Origin of the sequence: Candidatus Methylomicrobium oryzae (assembly GCF_016745425.1) — a bacterium.
Lineage (GTDB): Bacteria > Pseudomonadota > Gammaproteobacteria > Methylococcales > Methylomonadaceae > Methylomicrobium > Methylomicrobium oryzae.
Genome location: NZ_JAERVK010000012.1, coordinates 1 through 18,217 on the forward strand (window position 1 = coordinate 1; position 18,217 = coordinate 18,217).

General features: G+C 55.1%; 17 protein-coding genes and 1 riboswitch. Of the genes, 4 read left to right on the plus strand and 13 right to left on the minus strand.

What is annotated here, in order from left to right; translation table 11 throughout:
- The first annotated feature begins 496 nt into the window (after positions 1-496).
- Positions 497-587, plus strand: a riboswitch (cyclic di-GMP riboswitch).
- Positions 588-627: 40 nt separating this feature from the next.
- A complete protein-coding gene (locus tag JJL52_RS13840; protein ID WP_202053237.1) occupies positions 628-1,461 on the plus strand; it encodes a choice-of-anchor N protein in 834 nt (277 codons plus the stop codon).
- Positions 1,462-1,787: 326 nt separating this feature from the next.
- Complete coding sequence (locus tag JJL52_RS13845; protein WP_202053083.1) at positions 1,788-2,666, plus strand: methyltransferase family protein; 879 nt, start codon at positions 1,788-1,790, stop codon at positions 2,664-2,666.
- Positions 2,667-2,971: 305 nt separating this feature from the next.
- On the opposite strand, the gene JJL52_RS13850 is transcribed toward JJL52_RS13845, so the two are convergent.
- The 10 genes from JJL52_RS13850 to JJL52_RS13895 all read right to left on the minus strand — a co-directional run bounded on the left by JJL52_RS13850 (position 2,972) and on the right by JJL52_RS13895 (position 14,194).
- On the minus strand, positions 2,972-4,753 hold the full coding sequence (locus JJL52_RS13850) for a family 2A encapsulin nanocompartment cargo protein cysteine desulfurase (protein WP_236994261.1): 1,782 nt from the start codon (positions 4,751-4,753) through the stop codon (positions 2,972-2,974).
- Positions 4,737-5,669, minus strand: coding sequence for a family 2A encapsulin nanocompartment shell protein (locus JJL52_RS13855; RefSeq protein ID WP_202053085.1), 933 nt, complete (start codon positions 5,667-5,669; stop codon positions 4,737-4,739). Before JJL52_RS13855 ends, JJL52_RS13850 begins: the two co-directional genes overlap by 17 nt.
- A 55-nt stretch (positions 5,670-5,724) precedes the next feature.
- Positions 5,725-6,654: a serine O-acetyltransferase EpsC gene (gene epsC / locus JJL52_RS13860; RefSeq protein WP_202053086.1), complete on the minus strand. Its 930-nt coding sequence runs from the start codon at positions 6,652-6,654 to the stop codon at positions 5,725-5,727.
- Between the two features lie 224 nt (positions 6,655-6,878).
- The gene (locus tag JJL52_RS13865) at positions 6,879-7,784 is read right to left on the minus strand and encodes a LysR substrate-binding domain-containing protein (protein ID WP_202053087.1); all 906 of its coding nucleotides are present in this window, start codon (positions 7,782-7,784) and stop codon (positions 6,879-6,881) included.
- A 182-nt stretch (positions 7,785-7,966) separates the two neighbouring features.
- Positions 7,967-9,016, minus strand: coding sequence for a sulfate/molybdate ABC transporter ATP-binding protein (locus JJL52_RS13870; protein ID WP_202053088.1), 1,050 nt, complete (start codon positions 9,014-9,016; stop codon positions 7,967-7,969).
- Between the two features lie 115 nt (positions 9,017-9,131).
- Positions 9,132-9,989 carry a sulfate ABC transporter permease subunit CysW gene (cysW, locus tag JJL52_RS13875; protein WP_202053089.1) on the minus strand — a complete coding sequence of 286 codons (858 nt, stop codon included), beginning with the start codon at positions 9,987-9,989 and terminating at the stop codon, positions 9,132-9,134.
- Positions 9,990-10,001: 12 nt separating this feature from the next.
- Complete coding sequence (gene cysT, locus JJL52_RS13880; RefSeq protein WP_202053090.1) at positions 10,002-10,829, minus strand: sulfate ABC transporter permease subunit CysT; 828 nt, start codon at positions 10,827-10,829, stop codon at positions 10,002-10,004.
- Between the two features lie 350 nt (positions 10,830-11,179).
- Complete coding sequence (locus JJL52_RS13885; RefSeq protein WP_202053091.1) at positions 11,180-12,184, minus strand: sulfate ABC transporter substrate-binding protein; 1,005 nt, start codon at positions 12,182-12,184, stop codon at positions 11,180-11,182.
- Between the two features lie 119 nt (positions 12,185-12,303).
- Positions 12,304-13,920, minus strand: coding sequence for an alginate export family protein (locus JJL52_RS13890; protein ID WP_202053092.1), 1,617 nt, complete (start codon positions 13,918-13,920; stop codon positions 12,304-12,306).
- A gap of 97 nt (positions 13,921-14,017) precedes the next feature.
- On the minus strand, positions 14,018-14,194 hold the full coding sequence (locus tag JJL52_RS13895; RefSeq protein ID WP_202053093.1) for a YezD family protein: 177 nt from the start codon (positions 14,192-14,194) through the stop codon (positions 14,018-14,020).
- Between the two features lie 339 nt (positions 14,195-14,533).
- On the opposite strand from JJL52_RS13895, the gene JJL52_RS13900 reads away from it, so the two are divergent.
- Both JJL52_RS13900 and JJL52_RS13905 read left to right on the plus strand, forming a co-directional pair.
- Positions 14,534-14,848 (plus strand): BON domain-containing protein, encoded by a 315-nt coding sequence (locus JJL52_RS13900; RefSeq protein ID WP_202053094.1) that lies wholly within the window; start codon positions 14,534-14,536, stop codon positions 14,846-14,848.
- 61 nt (positions 14,849-14,909) lie between these two features.
- The gene (locus JJL52_RS13905) at positions 14,910-15,224 is read left to right on the plus strand and encodes a BON domain-containing protein (RefSeq protein ID WP_202053095.1); all 315 of its coding nucleotides are present in this window, start codon (positions 14,910-14,912) and stop codon (positions 15,222-15,224) included.
- A 64-nt stretch (positions 15,225-15,288) separates the two neighbouring features.
- Here the strand turns inward: JJL52_RS13905 and rdgB are convergent, their stop codons facing one another.
- The 3 genes from rdgB to JJL52_RS13920 all read right to left on the minus strand — a co-directional run bounded on the left by rdgB (position 15,289) and on the right by JJL52_RS13920 (position 18,214).
- Positions 15,289-15,900 carry an RdgB/HAM1 family non-canonical purine NTP pyrophosphatase gene (gene rdgB / locus JJL52_RS13910; protein WP_202053096.1) on the minus strand — a complete coding sequence of 204 codons (612 nt, stop codon included), beginning with the start codon at positions 15,898-15,900 and terminating at the stop codon, positions 15,289-15,291.
- Positions 15,901-16,182: 282 nt separating this feature from the next.
- Complete coding sequence (gene rph / locus JJL52_RS13915) at positions 16,183-16,902, minus strand: ribonuclease PH (RefSeq protein WP_202053097.1); 720 nt, start codon at positions 16,900-16,902, stop codon at positions 16,183-16,185.
- A 115-nt stretch (positions 16,903-17,017) separates the two neighbouring features.
- Positions 17,018-18,214, minus strand: a complete 1,197-nt coding sequence (locus JJL52_RS13920) for an ABC transporter permease (RefSeq protein WP_202053098.1) — start codon at positions 18,212-18,214, stop codon at positions 17,018-17,020.
- Between the last annotated feature and the right edge of the window lie 3 nt (positions 18,215-18,217).

An 18,217-nucleotide genomic window follows, 5' to 3' on the forward strand; every position in this document is an offset into this window, starting at 1 on the left:
AGATGTGGCGCTTATATCAAATGAGCTTAAAAATTTACGAAGCGCGTATAATTAAGAGAAATTTTTGACAAAAAATATAGAGATTATGTCAATTTTTTTTACACTTATGTACCTGAAAAACGAATAAATCGCTCTTCAGTAGAAAAAACGCTCGAGCGGATGAAAAATAGCCAATTTTTTACAAACTTAGCGGAATCTACTGTGGCGGGGGCATGTAGGCGGTTTTTCGAGGTGTATGCATCATAATGAGTTTTTGATATTTTTGATAATGTGTCAAATGTACGCATTGATATTCTCTCTTAGTCAGCGTGGACTGTAGCAATAGCCCCCAAGCAGCATCTTTATCACAACTTTGCTATATGTGTTTGTGTTGGGATTTTTTACACAAAAAAAATGTTACCCCGTAAAAAACAGCAAGCCTAATTCTATATTTTTGTTTTATATACATTTTTTATTTTTGGCGCAAATTATGCTTAATAAAGGACACAGTGTTAACATCATAATGAGCCACACCTATTGTGAAATAGGGCCGGAAAGCTTGACAGGTCTCCTTAACAATTTATAAGAGAGATGGCTGGGTTGCAAATAGAGAATTTACCTCATGCCCTTAATTTCAAGGAATAATTTATGAAAGGCCATAGATTTTTAAAATATTTGTCAGCCAGCTTAGTAGGAATAACCTTTTATTCAACGACCGCTTCAGCGATTCCCATGTTGCAATTAACTATCGCAGGCGGAACCTACAACAATACGACCGAAACGACAGTCGCTGGCTCACAAAGTTTCGATTTGTATGCAATACTGACCCCTCAAGGCAATCCTACGCAAGCGGATATTGATGCGTTATTGGCGGGAACTTATCGCATCTCGGCTGCGGTAGCGCCTAAAACCGGGCCTGCTGATTCCAACTTGGGGTCTTTTACATTTGGGGGCACTACTGTAGGTGTAACTGCTGATATGGTATACGGGGTCGCGCCCATTGATACTATCGGCGGTCAGGATGCTGATGCTGGTGACTTACCCGATCACGGTATATTTGACACGTTTTTTACGGAATTCGATTTCCAGTTTAACCCAAGCAACACAGCGGGCACAATTGATGTTCAAACAACGCAAGGAGTTGCACCGCCAGCCGGTACAGGCTCATATTACGCCAAGTTTAGCGTAGATACTTCTTTGCTCGATGCTTTAGCGAGCATACATTTCGATCTGTATAACACTAAAATTTGCGCTAACTCAAGAGGGCAATGCCTCATCACTGGGGACGTTGATACAGATGATTTCGCACCTTTCTCCCATGATGCCCAGAGCCAAAATGGAGGTTGCACCACTGTTCCCTGCACTCCTGGAACATCAGGCTCGCCCGTTCCTGAACCTGAGAGTCTTTCATTATTAGGCCTTGGCATGGTAGCTAGCGTTTTTGCCTTACGCCGCCGCGACAGCAAGCTGAAAGTCTGTTAATAGCTTTTCCAGAAGTTCTATTCAAGCGCCTACTGGCCTCCAGTCAATAATAGGAGGTCAGTAGGCGTTTTTTATTTCGGCGTATAATTATCTATATTTTTTGATCGATGGATATAGTGCAGTCGCCCTCCTGCTTAAGCAATGAACGGAAACTCCGGCTGAAAAATCTATCGGCGTCGTTTTTTTTACTCTTCGTCATTTACGGATTTCATTCCATTGCCCCCTATTACCAGATATACGCAAACATCGAGCTGCGGTTATTTTCTCTCCATTGCCGTATCAGGGACCTATTACCAGCGCTTTACTCAGTTTACGGATTATTACTGTTGCTCTATTACCTGAGCGAAAAGCAACCCACACTCTCCAAATCGGTTTATTGCCTGCGGGCGCTTAAACGAGTGGTGCGCTCTCCCCGCAATGTCTATGAGGAGGGCTTAAAGCCCGAGGAACGTTTAGGCATTCTGAGCATCCTGCTCAAAAGTTTTTTTGCACCGTTGATGGTCGCTTGGCTGCTCGATCATACGATTCAAATGCTTACCAATGGCCTCTTTATTTTTAATAATCCAGGCTTGTTGACGAGTGAATTCTTGTTTGTTTTCAATAAACACGGCTTTTGGTTTTTGTTTCAAGCTATTCTGTTTCTTGACGTATTTTTCTTCACTTTAGGCTATTTGATCGAATTGCCTAGGCTGAACAACATCATCCGCTCCGTAGACCCTACCTTTCTCGGATGGGCTATAGCATTGGCATGCTATCCGCCCTTTAATAATATAGCGGGAAAAATTTTAAGCTGGAAAATAACGGAATTTCCCCAATTCAGTAATCCGGTCATTCACATCAGCGCCAATCTTCTCATATTGCTGTTAATGACCGTCTATACCTCAGCGTCCGTCGCGCTAAATTTCAAAGGCAGTAATCTGACTCATCGGGGCATTATTGCATCGGGGCCCTACCGATTTATTCGACATCCTGCCTATGTCTGCAAAAATCTCGCTTGGTGGATCGGTTCGCTACCATCATTAAGCGCAAACGCATCGACATCATCCTTCTGGAAAGCATTGCTCATACTGGCTCCAATGCTGGGGTGGACGTTAATTTATGTATTACGCGCATTAACCGAAGAGGATCATCTGAGAAAGGTTGACGGCGATTATGACCAGTATTGCCAGAGAGTTCGGTATCGCTTTATACCCGGCTTGCTATAGATCCACTGTTTTTCCCTTCCTAAGTAGTTTTACCAATCGCAACGGGAATGTGCGGACGTACGGTTTAAAAAATCGTAAAATACTCTGACACTTTAACTTATCTATTACGAAAATTACCACAAAAAGTTGTTTATAGTTTTCTCCGCGTTTTACCGTAAGGATTAGTTTAGCTACACATCAAAAACATCGCCTGAGTGCGCGCATCAACAGAAATTAACAGAAGAAAACGCATGTTCTCTTCCTTTACAACCCAAAAGTATAAAGGAAGAGGAAAGAGTAGTAGGGCGTTCGAAGTATTTAACAATTTATGAAATTTTGCCGCACTGAATCTTGCGTACGACTGTCACCAACCAGTCGATCTCCGCGTAGGTGTTATAGAACGCCAGCGACGGCCGGACCGTGCTTTCGAGCCCGAAACGGCGCAGGATCGGCTGCGCGCAGTGATGGCCGGAGCGCACCGCGATGCCTTCCTTGTTCAGCGCGGTGCCGATATCTGCAGTGCTGAGCCCTTTTAGCACGAACGACAAGACGCTGGTTTTCTCGCGCGCAGTGCCGATCAGCCGCAAGCCGGGAATCCTCGACAACAGCTCGGTCGCATAGGCCAACAGCTCGTGCTCGTAGCGGGCGATGTTGTCGATGCCGATCTTCTGCACATACTCCAGCGCGGCGCCGAGCCCTACCGCATCGGCGATATTGCCGGTGCCGGCCTCGAAACGCGCGGGCGCAGGCTGATAGACCGTCTTTTCGAAAGTCACGTCTTCGATCATGTTGCCGCCGCCCTGCCAGGGCGGCATCGCTTCGAGCACCTCCGGTTTGCCGTACAATATGCCGATTCCGGTCGGGCCGTAGATCTTGTGGCCGGAAAACACGAACCAGTCGCAATCGAGCGCCTGCACGTCGACCTTGATGTGCGAGATCGACTGTGCGCCGTCGAGCAGGACTTTAGCCCCGACGCGATGCGCCAGCTCGATGATTTCCTGCGCCGGCGTAATCGTGCCGAGCGCGTTCGAAACCTGTGTGAAGGCGACCAGCTTGGTCTTGTCGTTCAGCAATTTCCGGTATTCGGACAGCAGGATCTGTCCCGTCTCATCGACCGGAATCACCCGCAGGACGGCGCCTTTCTCCGCGCACAATTGCTGCCAGGGCACGATGTTCGCATGGTGTTCGAGCCAGCTGACGATGATCTCGTCGCCCGGCCCGACGTTCGCCCGGCCCCAGCTTTGCGCGACCAGGTTGATCGCTTCGGTCGAGCCCCGCACGAATACCACCTCGTCGGCCGAATTTGCGTTGATGAAGCGCGCGACAATCTGCCGGGCATTTTCATAAGCATCGGTCGAGCGCGCGGCCAGTTCGTGCGCCGCCCGGTGGATGTTCGAATTTTCGTGCCGATAAAACTGGCTCAACCGGTCGATCACGATCTGAGGTTTTTGAGTCGTCGCGGCATTGTCGAGCCATACCAGAGGACGGCCGTTGACCTTTTCGTTCAGGATCGGAAAGTCGCGGCGCACCGCCTGCACGTCGAACGGCGGATGCGCGGAACCGAGACTCTGCACCGCCGCGTCCCGCCCTGTGCCCACAGCCTCTTCGAGAAAATAAAACGAAGAGCCGGAGGATATTCCGAAAAGCCCGGTCTTCGGCATCGCCAAGGTTTTCAGCTCGCCGTTATCCGGCAAGCCGAAGCTTTCCGGCCTGACGCCGTATGATGACGCATCGCCGATCAGTCCGGACAAGCCATGCGTCGCCGACGCCTGCGGCACCGCGTCGAGCCCTTCCGCATTCGCATAGTGCTGAAAATAATACGGTGTACCCGACGCCGTGGGTTCTTCGGTTCGACTCGGCGCCGCCAGTTCATGCAAGCCGCTTTCGTGCGGAACGCTGAACGACAGAGGCACCTTCGCATGCCCCGAAGACGGCGAAATATCGGTGATAGCCTCGGTGACCGAATGGCTCACCGCCGGTTGCACGAAATGAGGACTTTCACCGGACGGCAGCTCAGTGAAAAACTCGTTCGCCCAGCGGCTCAGTTGCTCGATATCCGGCAAAGGCGGCGCATTGGTAAACCTCTCCAGATCACTTCTTGTAGTCATACGCGTAGTCATAATAGTTGTCCACTTCGACGTTTTCGAGCAGGCCGAGCGCATCGTCGGTCAACACCGCCAGCGAGCAGTACAAGGACACCAGATACGACGCGATCGCCTTGTGGTTGATGCCCATGAAGCGCACCGACAGGCCCATGCTCAGTTCGTCGGTCAGATTCGGCTGGTACAGGCCGACCACGCCCTGGCGGCTTTCGCCGGTGCGGAGCAGCAGGATGTTGGTCTTGCCGTTGGTGATCCGGAGCTTGTCGGTCGGAATCAGTGGCAGTCCGCGCCAGGTCAGAAACTGCGAGCCGAACAACGAAATGGTCGGCGGCGGGGTGCCGCGGCGGGTCGCTTCACGCCCGAACGCCGCGATCGCGCGCGGATGCGCGAGGAAAAAAGCCGGCTCTTTCCAAACCTTGGCGATCAGTTCGTCCAGATCGTCCGGCGTCGGCGAACCGTTGCGGGTCTTGACCTTCATCGAATCGGCGACGTTGTTCAACAGGCCGTATTCGGCATTGTTGATCAATTCGCTTTCCTGGCGCTCCTTGACCGTTTCGATGGTCAGGCGCAACTGCTCGCGGATCTGGTTATGCGGGCTGCTGTACAAATCGGCGATACGGGTGTGGACGTCCAGCACGGTATTGACCGCGTTCAGCCGGTATTCGCGGCCCCATTCCTCGTAATCGACGAAGGTTTGCGGCAGCACCTTTTCGTCGAGGCTGGAACAGTCCACCGCGAGGCTGGTTTCATTCTTGACTTTGTTGACCCGGTAAATACCCGCTTCGACCGGCACCCATTGGAGCAGGTGCACCAGCCAGCGCGGCGTAATGGTCCCCATCATCGGGACGGTCTTGGTGGCATTGGAAAGCGTACGGGCGGCTACGTCACCCAACGCGGTATGGGCTTCATGAATATCGGACATCGGAAGGTTCCTCTTGGTTAAAAAAATAGCAGGGACAAAAAGCCCGGTTTGCGCTTTACTCCCGGCAAACCGGAGCCTCTTTTTTGGATAAAATTTCGCTGTGCGCGCGCGATTGGGTCACAATGCTGCCGGGCGCGACGCTCTCGGTCAGCCAGACGTTGCCGCCGATCGTCGAGCCCCGGCCGATCGTGACGCGGCCGAGGATCGTCGCGCCGGCATAGATCACTACGTCGTCCTCGACAATCGGATGGCGGGGGTAGCCTTTGGCCAGATGGCCATCCGCGTCTTTCGCGAAGCGTTTCGCGCCCAACGTGACCGCCTGATACAGGCGGACATGGCGGCCGATCACCGCGGTTTCGCCGATCACCACGCCGGTGCCGTGGTCGATGAAGAAACTTTCGCCGATCCGGGCTCCCGGATGAATATCGATCCCGGTCGCCGAATGCGCGATTTCGGTAATCATCCGCGCGATCAGGCGTACGCCGAGATCGTACAGCACGTGCGCGATGCGCTGATGGATGATCGCGGTGACGCCCGGATAACAGACCAGTACTTCATCGATGCTGCCGGCGGCAGGATCGCCCTCGTAAGCAGCCTCAATATCGCTGTCGATCAGCCGTCGCAGGGCCGGAATCATTATCGCGAAAGCCCGAGTCACCGATGCGGCCTGCCGCAGAATCGCCTCGGGATCTGCGCCTTCCGGTGCCGTGAAGCACAACTCCCGGCGGACTTGTTTTTGGAGTTCCCTGAGCGTCACGTCGAGGGTGTGGCCGACATAGCTGTCGATGCCTTCGTCGGTCAGATCGGGAAGCCCCAAACGGTTCGGAAACATCGCCGCGCTGAGTCCTTCGACGATCGAAACCAGCACTTTGCGCGACGGCAGTTTCGGCGGCTTGTTCAGGCGCGACCGGCTTTCGAGCGAACGCAAGCGCAGCGTACGCAGTTCGGTCACGAGGCTGTCGATGGCAAGACGGTTTCCGTCCATGTTGATCTCTCCTAAGGTTCTCGAATGGTCAAAAACGATATCGGGCCGACGGCAAGCCGGCTCGGCAAAACCCCCATCACAAAATTTTGGGCAAAAAAAAGCCAGTGCTCCCGAGGCGAGGAGTCACTGGCTTCCGGTTGTCCGGTCAGCATGGATCTGACTGTGTGGGTGTAAAATACTGCAACCGGCGAAATGCTGTCAAGCCGGCCCGGCGTGCCGGCAAGTCAGGCCACGGTCTGCGGCCGGCCCGCCGCCAATAATTCGTCGATAAAAAACCGGCAGAACGACGGCAGGTACAGTTGTTTCAAATACGCAAAGCGGGTTACCGACAGCGGAATCAGATGCCCAAGATCGCGCGCGATCAGGTCTTCGTCGGCCTGCGGCTCGAACGCGGTCGCCGCGATGATCCCGACCCCCAGGCCGATCCGCACATAGGTTTTGATGATGTCCGAATCGGCCGCTTCGAGCGTGATGTCCAGCCCGACATGACTGTCGCTCAAGGCCTTTTCGATAGCCGAACGGCCGGTATAGCCCTTGCTGTAGGTCAGGATCGGATAATCGGCCAGCCGTTCCAGCGTGATCTCACCTTCGGCCAAAGGATGGCCTTTCGGCACGACCGCGACATGGTGCCATTCGTAGCAGGGCTTGATGATCAGCTTGTCGTCTTCCTCGTTCAGCTTTTCGGTGCAGATCGCGATGTCGGCCTGATGATGATGCAACAGATCGATCAGATTGGTCGGCGAGGACTGCACGATGTAGATCTTGATGTGCGGATAGCGCTCGCGGAACTTGCGGATCGGCTCCGGCAGAAAATATTTGGCCTGCGTATGGGTGGTCGCAATGTGCAGTTCGCCGCCCCGGTTGTTCAGGAAATCTTCCGCGATCGTCTGAATGTTGCGTTTGGACACGTTGATCAGCGTGACTTCTTCCATGATCCTTTCGCCGAGCGGGGTGAGCCCGATCAGCTTTTTCCCCTGGCGCTCGAACACTGGCGCGCCGAGCTCACCTTCCAGCAGCTGTAGCTGGCGGCTGACTGCCGACTGCACGACGAACATTTTCTCCGCCGCCTTCGACAGGTTGTAGTTGGTCTCCTGCAAAACCCGCAGGAGTTCGAGTTGGTTCAGATTCATGCTTTTCTTGACGTCAATTCAGCGATAGATTTTTGCAGAGAGCCGCGAGGCGAGACTTTGTCAACGTTCATTCTCTCTTCCAGGGGAGAGGATTAACTCCATGTAGGGTACGCTATGCGTACCTTTTAAAGCTTTTTAGAGGAATTGTGCCTCTTTAATTAAGGTACGCACCTCATACCCCATTAATTGAACCAGTGTGCATGCCGAATCCTGAGCGCAACCCGGTCGCCTTTCGCGAGCTGCAAAGCCTTAAACCGTTCGTTCGGCATTTGCGCATAGACGACCGGGGCCAACTTGCCCTGTTCCCGCACTTCTCTCGCCAGTTCGACCCGAATCGCCGAGCCCAGATGCTGCCAGTCCTTCAGGGTGAACGGCGAGGAAGACGCATCGGCGTTTTTTTCGATGTCGATGTCGTGCGGACGCACGTGCGCAGTCAGTGCCTCAGGATCATCCAGAACGATTCCCGCATGCTGCAGCCAGATTTTATCCTCATTGTCGAGATGGAACACATTGGTCTGACCGACGAATTTCGAGACGAACGCGTTGGCCGGATGGTCGTAGATCTCGCTCGGCGACCCTTGCTGCTCGATCCGTCCATGATTCAGCACCACGACCTGGCTGGCGACTTCCATCGCTTCTTCCTGGTCGTGCGTGACGAAAATGCTGGTCACGTTCAATTCATGGTGCAGATTGCGGAGCCATTGTCTGAGGTCCTTGCGCACGCTCGCATCGAGCGCGCCGAACGGTTCGTCGAGCAGCAGCACCGAAGGCTCGACCGCCAGCGCGCGCGCCAGCGCGATTCGCTGCCGTTGGCCGCCGGAAAGCTGATCCGGATAGCGGTCGTGCAGCCAGTCCAGCTGCACCAATTGCAGCAGCTCGTGCACTTTCCGGCGGATCATCGCTTCGCCGGGACGTTCTTTGCGCGGCTTGACGCGGAGCCCGAAAGCGATATTGTCAAACACGGTCATGTGCCGGAACAAGGCGTAATGCTGAAACACGAAACCGATGCCGCGATGGCTCGCATGCTGTTCGGTTTTGTCTTCCCCGCTCAACAGCACGCGCCCCGAATCGGGCTGTTCCAGTCCGGCGATGATGCGCAGCAGCGTGGTCTTGCCGCAGCCGGACGGACCCAATAAAGCGACCAGCTCACCTTCCGGGATCTCCAGATCGATATGGTCGAGCGCGGCGAAATCGCCGAAGTTTTTACTGATGTTGGAAAGTAGGATGCTCATAATACAGATTCAATGTGCAAAGTTAATGCGTAGGCTGGGTTGGAGCTTTGCGGAAACCCGGCAACGCGCATCGAAATGCCGGGTTTCGTTCCTCAACCCAGCCTACCTCTTTTATTTATCGCTTCTTCCATTCCAGAATGCTCTTCAAAATCAGCGTCACGATCGCAAGCCCGGCCAGGATCGATGCGCTGGCGAACGCGCCGACGAAATTGTATTCGTTGTAGCTGACCTCGACGTGCAGCGGCAGGGTGTTGGTCAGGCCGCGGATATGGCCGGAAACGACCGACACCGCGCCGAACTCCCCCATCGCGCGCGCGTTGCAGAGTAAGACGCCGTACAGAAGCCCCCATTTGATATTCGGCAGGGTGATCAGGAAAAAGGTCTTCCAGCCGCCGGCGCCCAAAGACAGGGCCGCCTCTTCCTCTTCGCTGCCCATTTCCTGCATCAAGGGGATCAACTCGCGCGCCACGAACGGAAAGGTGATGAACAGCGTCGCCAGAATGATTCCGGGCACGGCGAAGATAATCTTGATATCGTGCTCCCGCAGCCATTCGCCGAGCCAGCCCTGCGCGCCGAACAGCAGCACGAAGATCAGGCCGGAAATGACCGGCGAGACCGAAAACGGCAGATCGATCAAGGTGGTCAACAGGCTTTTGCCCGGAAATTCGAAGCGAGTAATCGCCCAGGCGGCCGCAATGCCGAATACGGTGTTCAACGGCACCGTCACCAGGGCGGTGAGCAGCGTCAATTGCATTGCCGCTTGCGCGTCGGGTTGCGCCAGCTCGGCCCCATAGGCCTGCCAGCCTTTCGCAAACGCCTCGACGAGCACGACCGCGAGCGGCAGGCATAAAAACAAAAAGATGAAACCGACCGTCACGGTGATCAGCCCCCATTTGACCCACGACGGGTCGCCGAGGGAAATCCGGCTCCGCGCGCCCTGTTCGGCCGGTCCGGAATAGGTAATCGCATTCATTGCATGATCCTCCTAAAGTTGACCCGAGCGCTTTCGCACCCAGTATTGCAGCAGATTGATCACGAACAGCAGCAAAAACGAAACCACCAGCAAGGTCAGCGCAATCGCGGTCGCGCCGGCGTATTCGTATTGCTCCAGCTTGGTGATGATCATCAGCGGCACGATTTCGGAAACATACGGCAGATTGCCGGCGATAAAAATCACCGAACCGTACTCGCCGATCCCGCGCGCGAATGACAGCGCAAAACCAGTCAAGAGGGCCGGAAACACGTTCGGGAAAATCACTTTTAAAAACACCTGCAGACGGGTCGCGCCGAGCGTCGAAGCGGCTTCTTCCATTGTCGCATCGAACTCCTGCAAGACCGGCTGCACGGTCCGCACCACGAACGGCAGCGCAATGAAGATCAGCGCGATCACGATCCCGGTTGGCGTATAAGCGACCTTGATGCCGAACGCCTGCGAAAGCAATTTGCCGAGAAAGCCGCCGGGCTGGTAGATCGTCGCCAACACGATGCCGGCCACCGCGGTCGGCAGCGCGAAAGGCAGATCGATCAGCGCATCGAGCACGCGCTTGCCCGGAAACGGATAGCGGACGAAAGTCCAGGCGATAATGAAGCCGAACAAACTGGCAATGGCCGCAGCGATCAGCGAGGCCGCGAAACTGACTCGAAAAGAGGCCAGCACCCGCTTGTTGGTGATGACGGCGAGATATTCATCCCAGCTGAGCAAGAGGCTTTTAGCAATTAACGTGCTGAGCGGAATCAGCACGATCAGCCCCAGATAGAACAGGGTAAAGCCGAGGGCCGGGCGCTTACCCGGCATGATGTGACTCTGTCTCATGAATTTTACGCTTTGGTGGTGGTGAGCATAAATCGGTCTTCTCTGGAAGCCGTTACGGCCCCATAGGGTACGCTCGATTGCAAGGATGCAGGAGCAATTGCCACGTGCGTACCGTTTAAAAATTCAAGTCTGTAGCAAAGCCGGTACGCGCAGCGTACCCTACAAAAAAAAGCGTTGAATGCGTCCGTCCCTCGACTACCCAACGCCAACCATGGGAGGCATTCACCATGGGATGACCCGATCGATGGCTCCGCACCGATCGTTGAGGAGGTTCTTCCTTGCCGGAATCGATATTTTCAAAACCGCTCGGCTCGTTCAGCTTAATCCTGCGTACAGGCCGAACGCATTATTTACTGTTCGTAAATCTGGTCGAATATGGCGTTGTCGTCAAAATGATCTTCCTGCACCTCGTCCCAACTGCCGAACACGTCGTTCACCTTGAACAGATCCAGTTTCGGAAACCGCGCGACATCGGCCGGATCGGCATATTTCGGCTCGCTCGGCCGGTAAAAATGTTTGGCTGCCAGTTTCTGTCCGGTCGGCGAATAGAGGAATTGCAGATAGGCTTCCGCCAGATCGCGCGTCTTGTGCTTATCGACAATCTCGTCGACGATCGTAACCGGCGTTTCGGCCAAAATGCTGCTCGGCGGCACTACGATGTCGACCTTACCTTCGCCGAGTTCTTTGATCGCCAGATACGCCTCGTTTTCCCAGGTCAGGAGCACGTCGCCGATTTCCCGCTGCAGAAAGGTCGTGGTCGCGCCTCTTGCGCCCGAATCGAGTACCGGTACGTTCTTGTACAGCTTCTTCACGAAGTCTTTCGCCGCGTCCTTGCCGCCGTATTTCTTTTCGGCGAACGCCCAGGCCGCCAGATAGTTGTAACGCGCGCCGCCCGAGGTTTTCGGATTCGGGGTCACGACCGAAACGCCGTCCTTGACCAGATCGTCCCAGTTTTTGATGCCTTTCGGGTTGCCCTTGCGCACCAGGAATACGATCGTCGAGGTGTAAGGGATGTTCTTGTTGGGCAGGCGCGACTGCCAGTCCTTGGGCAGCAGGCTGGTTCTGCGGGCAATGTTGTCGATGTCGTAGGTGATCGCCAGCGTCAGCACGTCGGCCTCGAGACCGTCGATCACGGCCCGGGCCTGCTTGCCCGCGCCGCCGTGCGACTGCTTGATGTCGACCGTTTCGCCGGTTTTTTCGCGCCAGTATTTGACGAATTCCTGGTTGAAGTCCTGGTACAGCTCGCGGGTCGGGTCGTAAGAGACATTCAGCAGGCTCCGGTTCGCGAACGCGTTGCCGCCGAGCAGCAAGGCCGCCGCCAGCAGGCCTGTTTTCAATACGTTTCTGGTGTTCATCGGTTCACTCGCACAATAAAGGAATAAAAATATCTGGCACTATCATAGGGTTTACCGTTTTGAATAAAAAACGATATATTCCGAATTTATTATCTGATTTTCAGATAACCGCCCTCTTTTCACTTGAACGCATTCAGGGTGAGTTCCAGGTAGAAAAAGTCGGTATCTTTTTCAAACATGCCCGGAATGTTTCCGTTCGAGGCCACCATTCGGTTCCGGACGAAATCGCCGGTCGTAAAGTGCGAATAGCCGACCGTAGTCTTAACGTGCTTGATCGGGTCGTAGCGCAAGCGGATATCGAACGAATTACCCAGGTAATCGCCGCTTTTTCCAGTTCTATCGCGGTTGAAATCATTCGCATCCGGAACGCTGAACAGATTGTTGAAGCGGTCCTTGTCGCTGGCCAGCCAATACAGGCCGAATCCGGTATCGATGCTCAGATCTTTGCGCGGCTGAAACTCCAGTCTGATTTTTGGTGCGCTGATGTTTTCCATTACAACGTAATCGTCCGCGCTCCAGGGCCTGGCAAAACCGAAAAACCGCTCGAACCGGTTGTTTTTGTTGTCGTTCGGATTTTTGTCGCCGCTCGCGTAACCGTACTGCGCGCTGATCCGGGGCTTCCAGGGATGGTCGAAGGTATAGCCCGCCTCGAAAGTAAAACCGAAAGCATCCTGTTGCAGCGCCTTTCCGGTATTTCTGTCGTTGCTGCGGCCGAACTGATACATCGCGTCCATGTCCCAGTTAAAGCCGGTGCCCGGAATAAAGCCGTAGGCACGCAGGGCGGGCGCGATAATATCCCGATTGTCCAGATCGCCGGGATTTTGGGTGGCCGATTTTCTTAAGCCCAAATAATAAGGTTCCAGCGTGACCCATTTGCTCCATTTGCGCCAATGCCCGATCGCTCCGTAAAACCATTGCTGCTCGATCGGCTTGTCAGTGTTGTACTTGAGGCGGTCCAAAGGCTGCAACGCCAGTCCGTCGATGCTCCAGTCGTTTTTATCCTGACCCAGTGCGACCTGGAACCCCTGAAAGGTGTTGGTCGTGTTGCGCCATTCGTTGCTCGCGATCAGGCGGCGATCGAGAAATTCGAAATTGAAGCGTCCCGCTTTGATGCTGAGCGGCCGGTTCTGGCCTAAGTCGTCTTTGCCCAGCGCGTCCTTGAAAAACAATTCGCCGTAAGCCTGAATGAACTCGAATTCGTTCACATCCCGGTTATCTTCCGTAAAGCGGCTGTTGTAGCGGCGGGAATCCTGAACTTCGACCGCAAAACGGAACGGATCCAGGATATCCTTAAGCCCCAGATAGGCACGCGTTTTCAACAGCACCGGCTCGTCGACGCCGCCGGCGTAGGCGCGTTTGGCCGCGGGGCCCGCATTCGGCAGCGGATTGCTGCGGCGGATATCGTCGTCGCGATGCTCGTAGCGCGTCCTGTTTTCCAGACCGACATCCAGCCAGGTAATGTCCCGGAACGCTTTAATGCCGGTTTTGCTCAGATTGACCGTGTAAGGCGGCGGCTGCGTGAGACGTTTGGTACCGTAAGTGCCGGGCTCCTTATAATAGCCATCCCGCTGAGCGGCTTCCTCGGCAATTTCCTTTTTGACTTCTTTTTTTCTGGCTTCGATCTTCGCTTTCATTTCGGCATCAGGCTCGCCGGCCGCAAAAGCGGACGGCGAACCGGCGATCCCAACCAAACCGTTGACGGCTGCGGTTAATAATAGAAATTTTCTCGTTCTCATACTTTTCTCGGGGGAACAGCCTGCTCCGGTCATCCGGTCGATTGCTGTCAAAAAAAATTGCTCTCTATCCTCGGTGTTCCGCTGGATTTCGGCTGCACTATTTACGGGAAAGGTCGGGCCTCAGTTTTTCTTTGCGCTCGATCTGCACGACCTTGCCTTCGTGCACGATGATTTCGAGAGAGCCGAAACGGATGCCTTCCAGCATTTGGCTGATCTGGTGCATGATTTCAAGGTGCTGATTCTTGGTCGGACTGGGTTCAACGTGATTGGCCATGCCGGTACTCCATACAAAAAGTCTTGTTGGAGCGAATTTTAAATAGCTGATTGAATTTGAAAAAACGATATTATTCGATTTGAATATCTGTTTTTTTGAAAGCGGCGAAATTATTTGTGCTAGCAAGCCAGCATGGCGCACGGCAAAAAACCGATCCGTTACCCCTGCTTCTGTCTGCCGAAAGATCCCCTCCCCGACACATCGCCCAGGGAGGCAAAACGCAATTTTTCCCGGCTATTTCTATCCCCGTTAACATGATGTTAATATAACCGTGTCAGACTTACTTTTCTTGGTTCTTCAGGATATTACTTTTAACTCTTCATGTGGTTTGGAAATATCATGAAAAAATTCGATTCGGCCAGCGTTGTTTTGCTCGGGTTAGCGGTCGTTCTGGCTCTCCCCGGTTGCGCGGGCAGCCGATGGCATGAGAGCACGGGAGAGCATTTCGACGATGTCCTGTTGACCGCCAGGGTCAAGACCTCGATTCTCGGCGATGCCGGGGTTAAATTTCTGCAGATCCATGTCGAGACCTTCAAAGGCATCGTCCAGTTGAGCGGCTTTGTCGATTCGGAGGCTGCCGCCGAGCGGGCCATCTATCTGGCGCGGACCGTCAGCGGCGTCAAGCAGGTCAACAACAGTTTGATCGTCAAGTAAACCGGATTCTTGACGCGCATCCGCGCCACTACCCATCCATTTTTTACCTCACGAAAACATCATGAAAAAATTCAGCTCATTCCTGCGTTTTTTATTGGCCTTGCTAATCATCGCCTCGCTGGCCGGGTGCGCGAGCAGCAAACGCTATGAAAGCACGGGCGAATATATCGACGATTCGGTATTGACCACCAAGGTCAAGGCCTCGATCCTCGGCGACTCCAAGCTCAAAGTGTTGCAGATCGACGTGGAAACCTTCAAAGGCATCGTCCAGTTGAGCGGGTTCGTCGACTCCCAGGCTGCCGCCGACCGGGCCGTGGAGTTGGCGCGTAAAGTTAGAGGCGTCAAGCAGGTCAACAACAGCCTGATCGTGAAATAAAAAAGCCCTGCCAGGCTTTAAAACCGGGCAGGGCTTCTAAGCTTGCGAAACGCTACGGGCTTTGCTATTCCTGCTCGCGCGCCTTCAGCATCGCGGTCAGGCTGCGCAGCGCCTGTCCCCGGTGGCTCAGCGCATTCTTGACTTCCGGAGCCAATTCGGCGGATGCGCAATCGAGCGTCGGCACCCCGAAGACCGGATCGTAACCGAATCCGTTGCTGCCTGCCGGCCGGGTCAGAATCCTGCCTTCCCAGACGCCCTGCGCGATCAACGGCATGGGGTCGGCCGCATGCTGCATGAAGACCAGCACGCAAATGAAGCGCGCGCTGCGCTCCGCTTCCGGTACGCCGTCGAGCTCCCTGAGCAGTTTTTGCAGATTGTCCAGGTCGTTGCTTCCAGGTCCCGCATAGCGCGCGGAATAGACGCCCGGAGCGCCGTCCAGCGCATCGACGACCAACCCCGAATCGTCCGCAATCGCGGGCAACCCGCTGTGCAGGGCCGCATGCCGGGCCTTGATGATTGCGTTTTCGACGAAAGTGGTGCCGGTTTCTTCCGCGTCGCCGATCGAGAAGTCGGATTGCGGCACGATCGGATGATCGGCCAGCATGGCCTGGATCTCACGAATTTTTCCCGGATTGCCGCTGGCGAGTACGATTTTTTGGTGTTTTGTGAAGAGCATGACTCAGGAGAAAGGCGAAAATTGTTGCTTTTTACGAAAGGTGGGTGCAGCCAATGTCCCTAGGTTAAGGTATTTTGTGGCCGGATAAGCGAAGCGCACTTGTGCCCTCTGGGGGTATCCGGCATCGGCGTGGAGGATGCGCTTCGCTTATCCACCCTACGGCCCATTAACTTAACGGCATTGGATTTACACCCAACATCCCCCAGGTTTTGGCAATGCTGCTGCGAATACAATCCGGAAAAGAAACAGTCGGCATGGGTCTCTCTCAGACCTTGAACCTTATCAGCATTTTTCCAGGGCTTCCCGCTGCTTCTCGATCAATTGCCTGATTCCGAAGCTGGCCAGTTCAAGCATGGCGTCGAGCTCGTCCTTCCGGAACGCATGCCCTTCGGCCGTGCCCTGGACTTCGATGAACGCCGCCGCGTCGTTCATCACCACATTCATGTCGGTTTCGGCGTTGCTGTCCTCGTTATAGTCCAGATCCAGCACCGGCACTCCGTTATAGATCCCGACCGACACCGAGGCGACCTGGCCGTGCAGCGGATTGGTCTTGATCAGCCTTTTCTTGAGCATTTGCCTGACCGCCAGCGACAAAGCGACGAAGCCGCCGGTAATCGAGGCGGTGCGAGTGCCCCCGTCTGCCTGCAACACGTCGCAGTCGATCGTGATCGTGTTCTCGCCGAGCGCCTTCAGATCCACCGCGGCGCGCAGCGAGCGGCCGATCAGGCGCTGGATCTCCATCGTGCGGCCGCCCTGTTTACCGGAGCTGGCTTCGCGCCCCATCCGGCTGTGCGTGGAGCGTGGCAGCATGCCGTATTCCGCCGTGATCCAACCTTCGCCTTTGCCTTTGAGAAAGCGCGGCACCTGGCTGTCGACGCTGGCCGTGCAAATCACGCGGGTATCGCCGAACTCCACCAGCACGGAGCCTTCCGCATGTTTGGTATAGCCGCAGGTAAATTTGATTTCTCGCAATTGATCGGGTTGTCTTCCGCTCGGTCTCATGTGTTTAGATGCCAAAATTAAATCCGCACAGTATACCCGAACTGTCCCGACTGGAAGGAGCAAATTATCAATATATTGATATTTATAGGGAATCGCGCCGGATTCCCTTTCGGGCTTATTCGGTCCTCAGCGCCTCCAGCGGTTCAAGCCGGGAGGCCTTGACCGCCGGCGCAACGCCGGCGGCGATCCCGATCAGTACCGAAACGGCAAAAGCGGAGAGAATATAGCCCCAGGCCAGCTCGACCGGCAAGGCGGGCAAGGCATAGTCGATCGCCTCGATCACCAGCATGCCGGCCAGCGCCCCGGCCAAGCCGCCCGCGACGCTCAAGGCGAGCGCCTCGCCCAGAAACAGCCGGAAAATGACCCGCCTTTCCGCCCCGACCGCGCGCAGCAGGCCGATCTCGGAAATCCGTTCGGAAACCGCGATCGTCATGATCGTCAAGATCCCCACCGACCCGACCAGCAAGGAAATGCCGCCCAGCGCGGCGACGCCCAGCGTCAGGATACTCAAGACCGAATCCATCGTTTCGAGCATCTGGTTCTGGGTAATGAGCGTAAAATCCTCGAACCCGTGCCGGGCGATCATCAGTTTCTTAACCGCATTCTGCACGGAAGCGACCGCAACCGAACTTTTATAGAGCACGTCGATTTCCATCAGGCTTTCCCGGTCGAACAGTTCCAACGCTTTCGCAGCCGGAATATAAAGCGTGTCGTCCATGTCGAAGCCGAGCATCTGGCCTTTTTTCCGCATCACCCCGATTACCCGGTAACGGTCCGTGCCGATGCGTATCCTTTGGCCCAGCGGCCCGGCCGCGCCGAACAGTTCCCGCGCCAGTTTGTCGCCTAAAACGGCCAGGGCGCGCGGATTCCCCTCATCGTCGGGCAGAAAGCGGCCGGTTGCGACTTTCAGCCGCCACACTTCCGGCACCGCGCTGCCCACACCCAGCACATTGGTACGGCGCTGTTTGCTGCCCGCTTCGACTCGCACATTGCCCTGCACGACCGGCACGACCGCCAGTACGGGCGGCAGCTTGCGCAGCGCGGCCGCATCGTCGAGCGACAGGGGGCGCACGGTGCTGATCGTCGCCCCGGAGATGCCGAAAGTGCTTTTCTTGCCGGGACTGACCGACAGGAGATGGGTGCCGAATTGGGTGAATTCGGCCAATACAAAGGTATGAATCCCGCGTCCGATCGAAGTCAGAATCACCACCGCGGCAATACCGATCACCAGGCCCAGCGCGGTCAATGACGAACGCAGCTTGTGGCTGGCGATGGAGCGGTAAGAGAAGAGCAATAAGTCCGGAATGCGCATGGT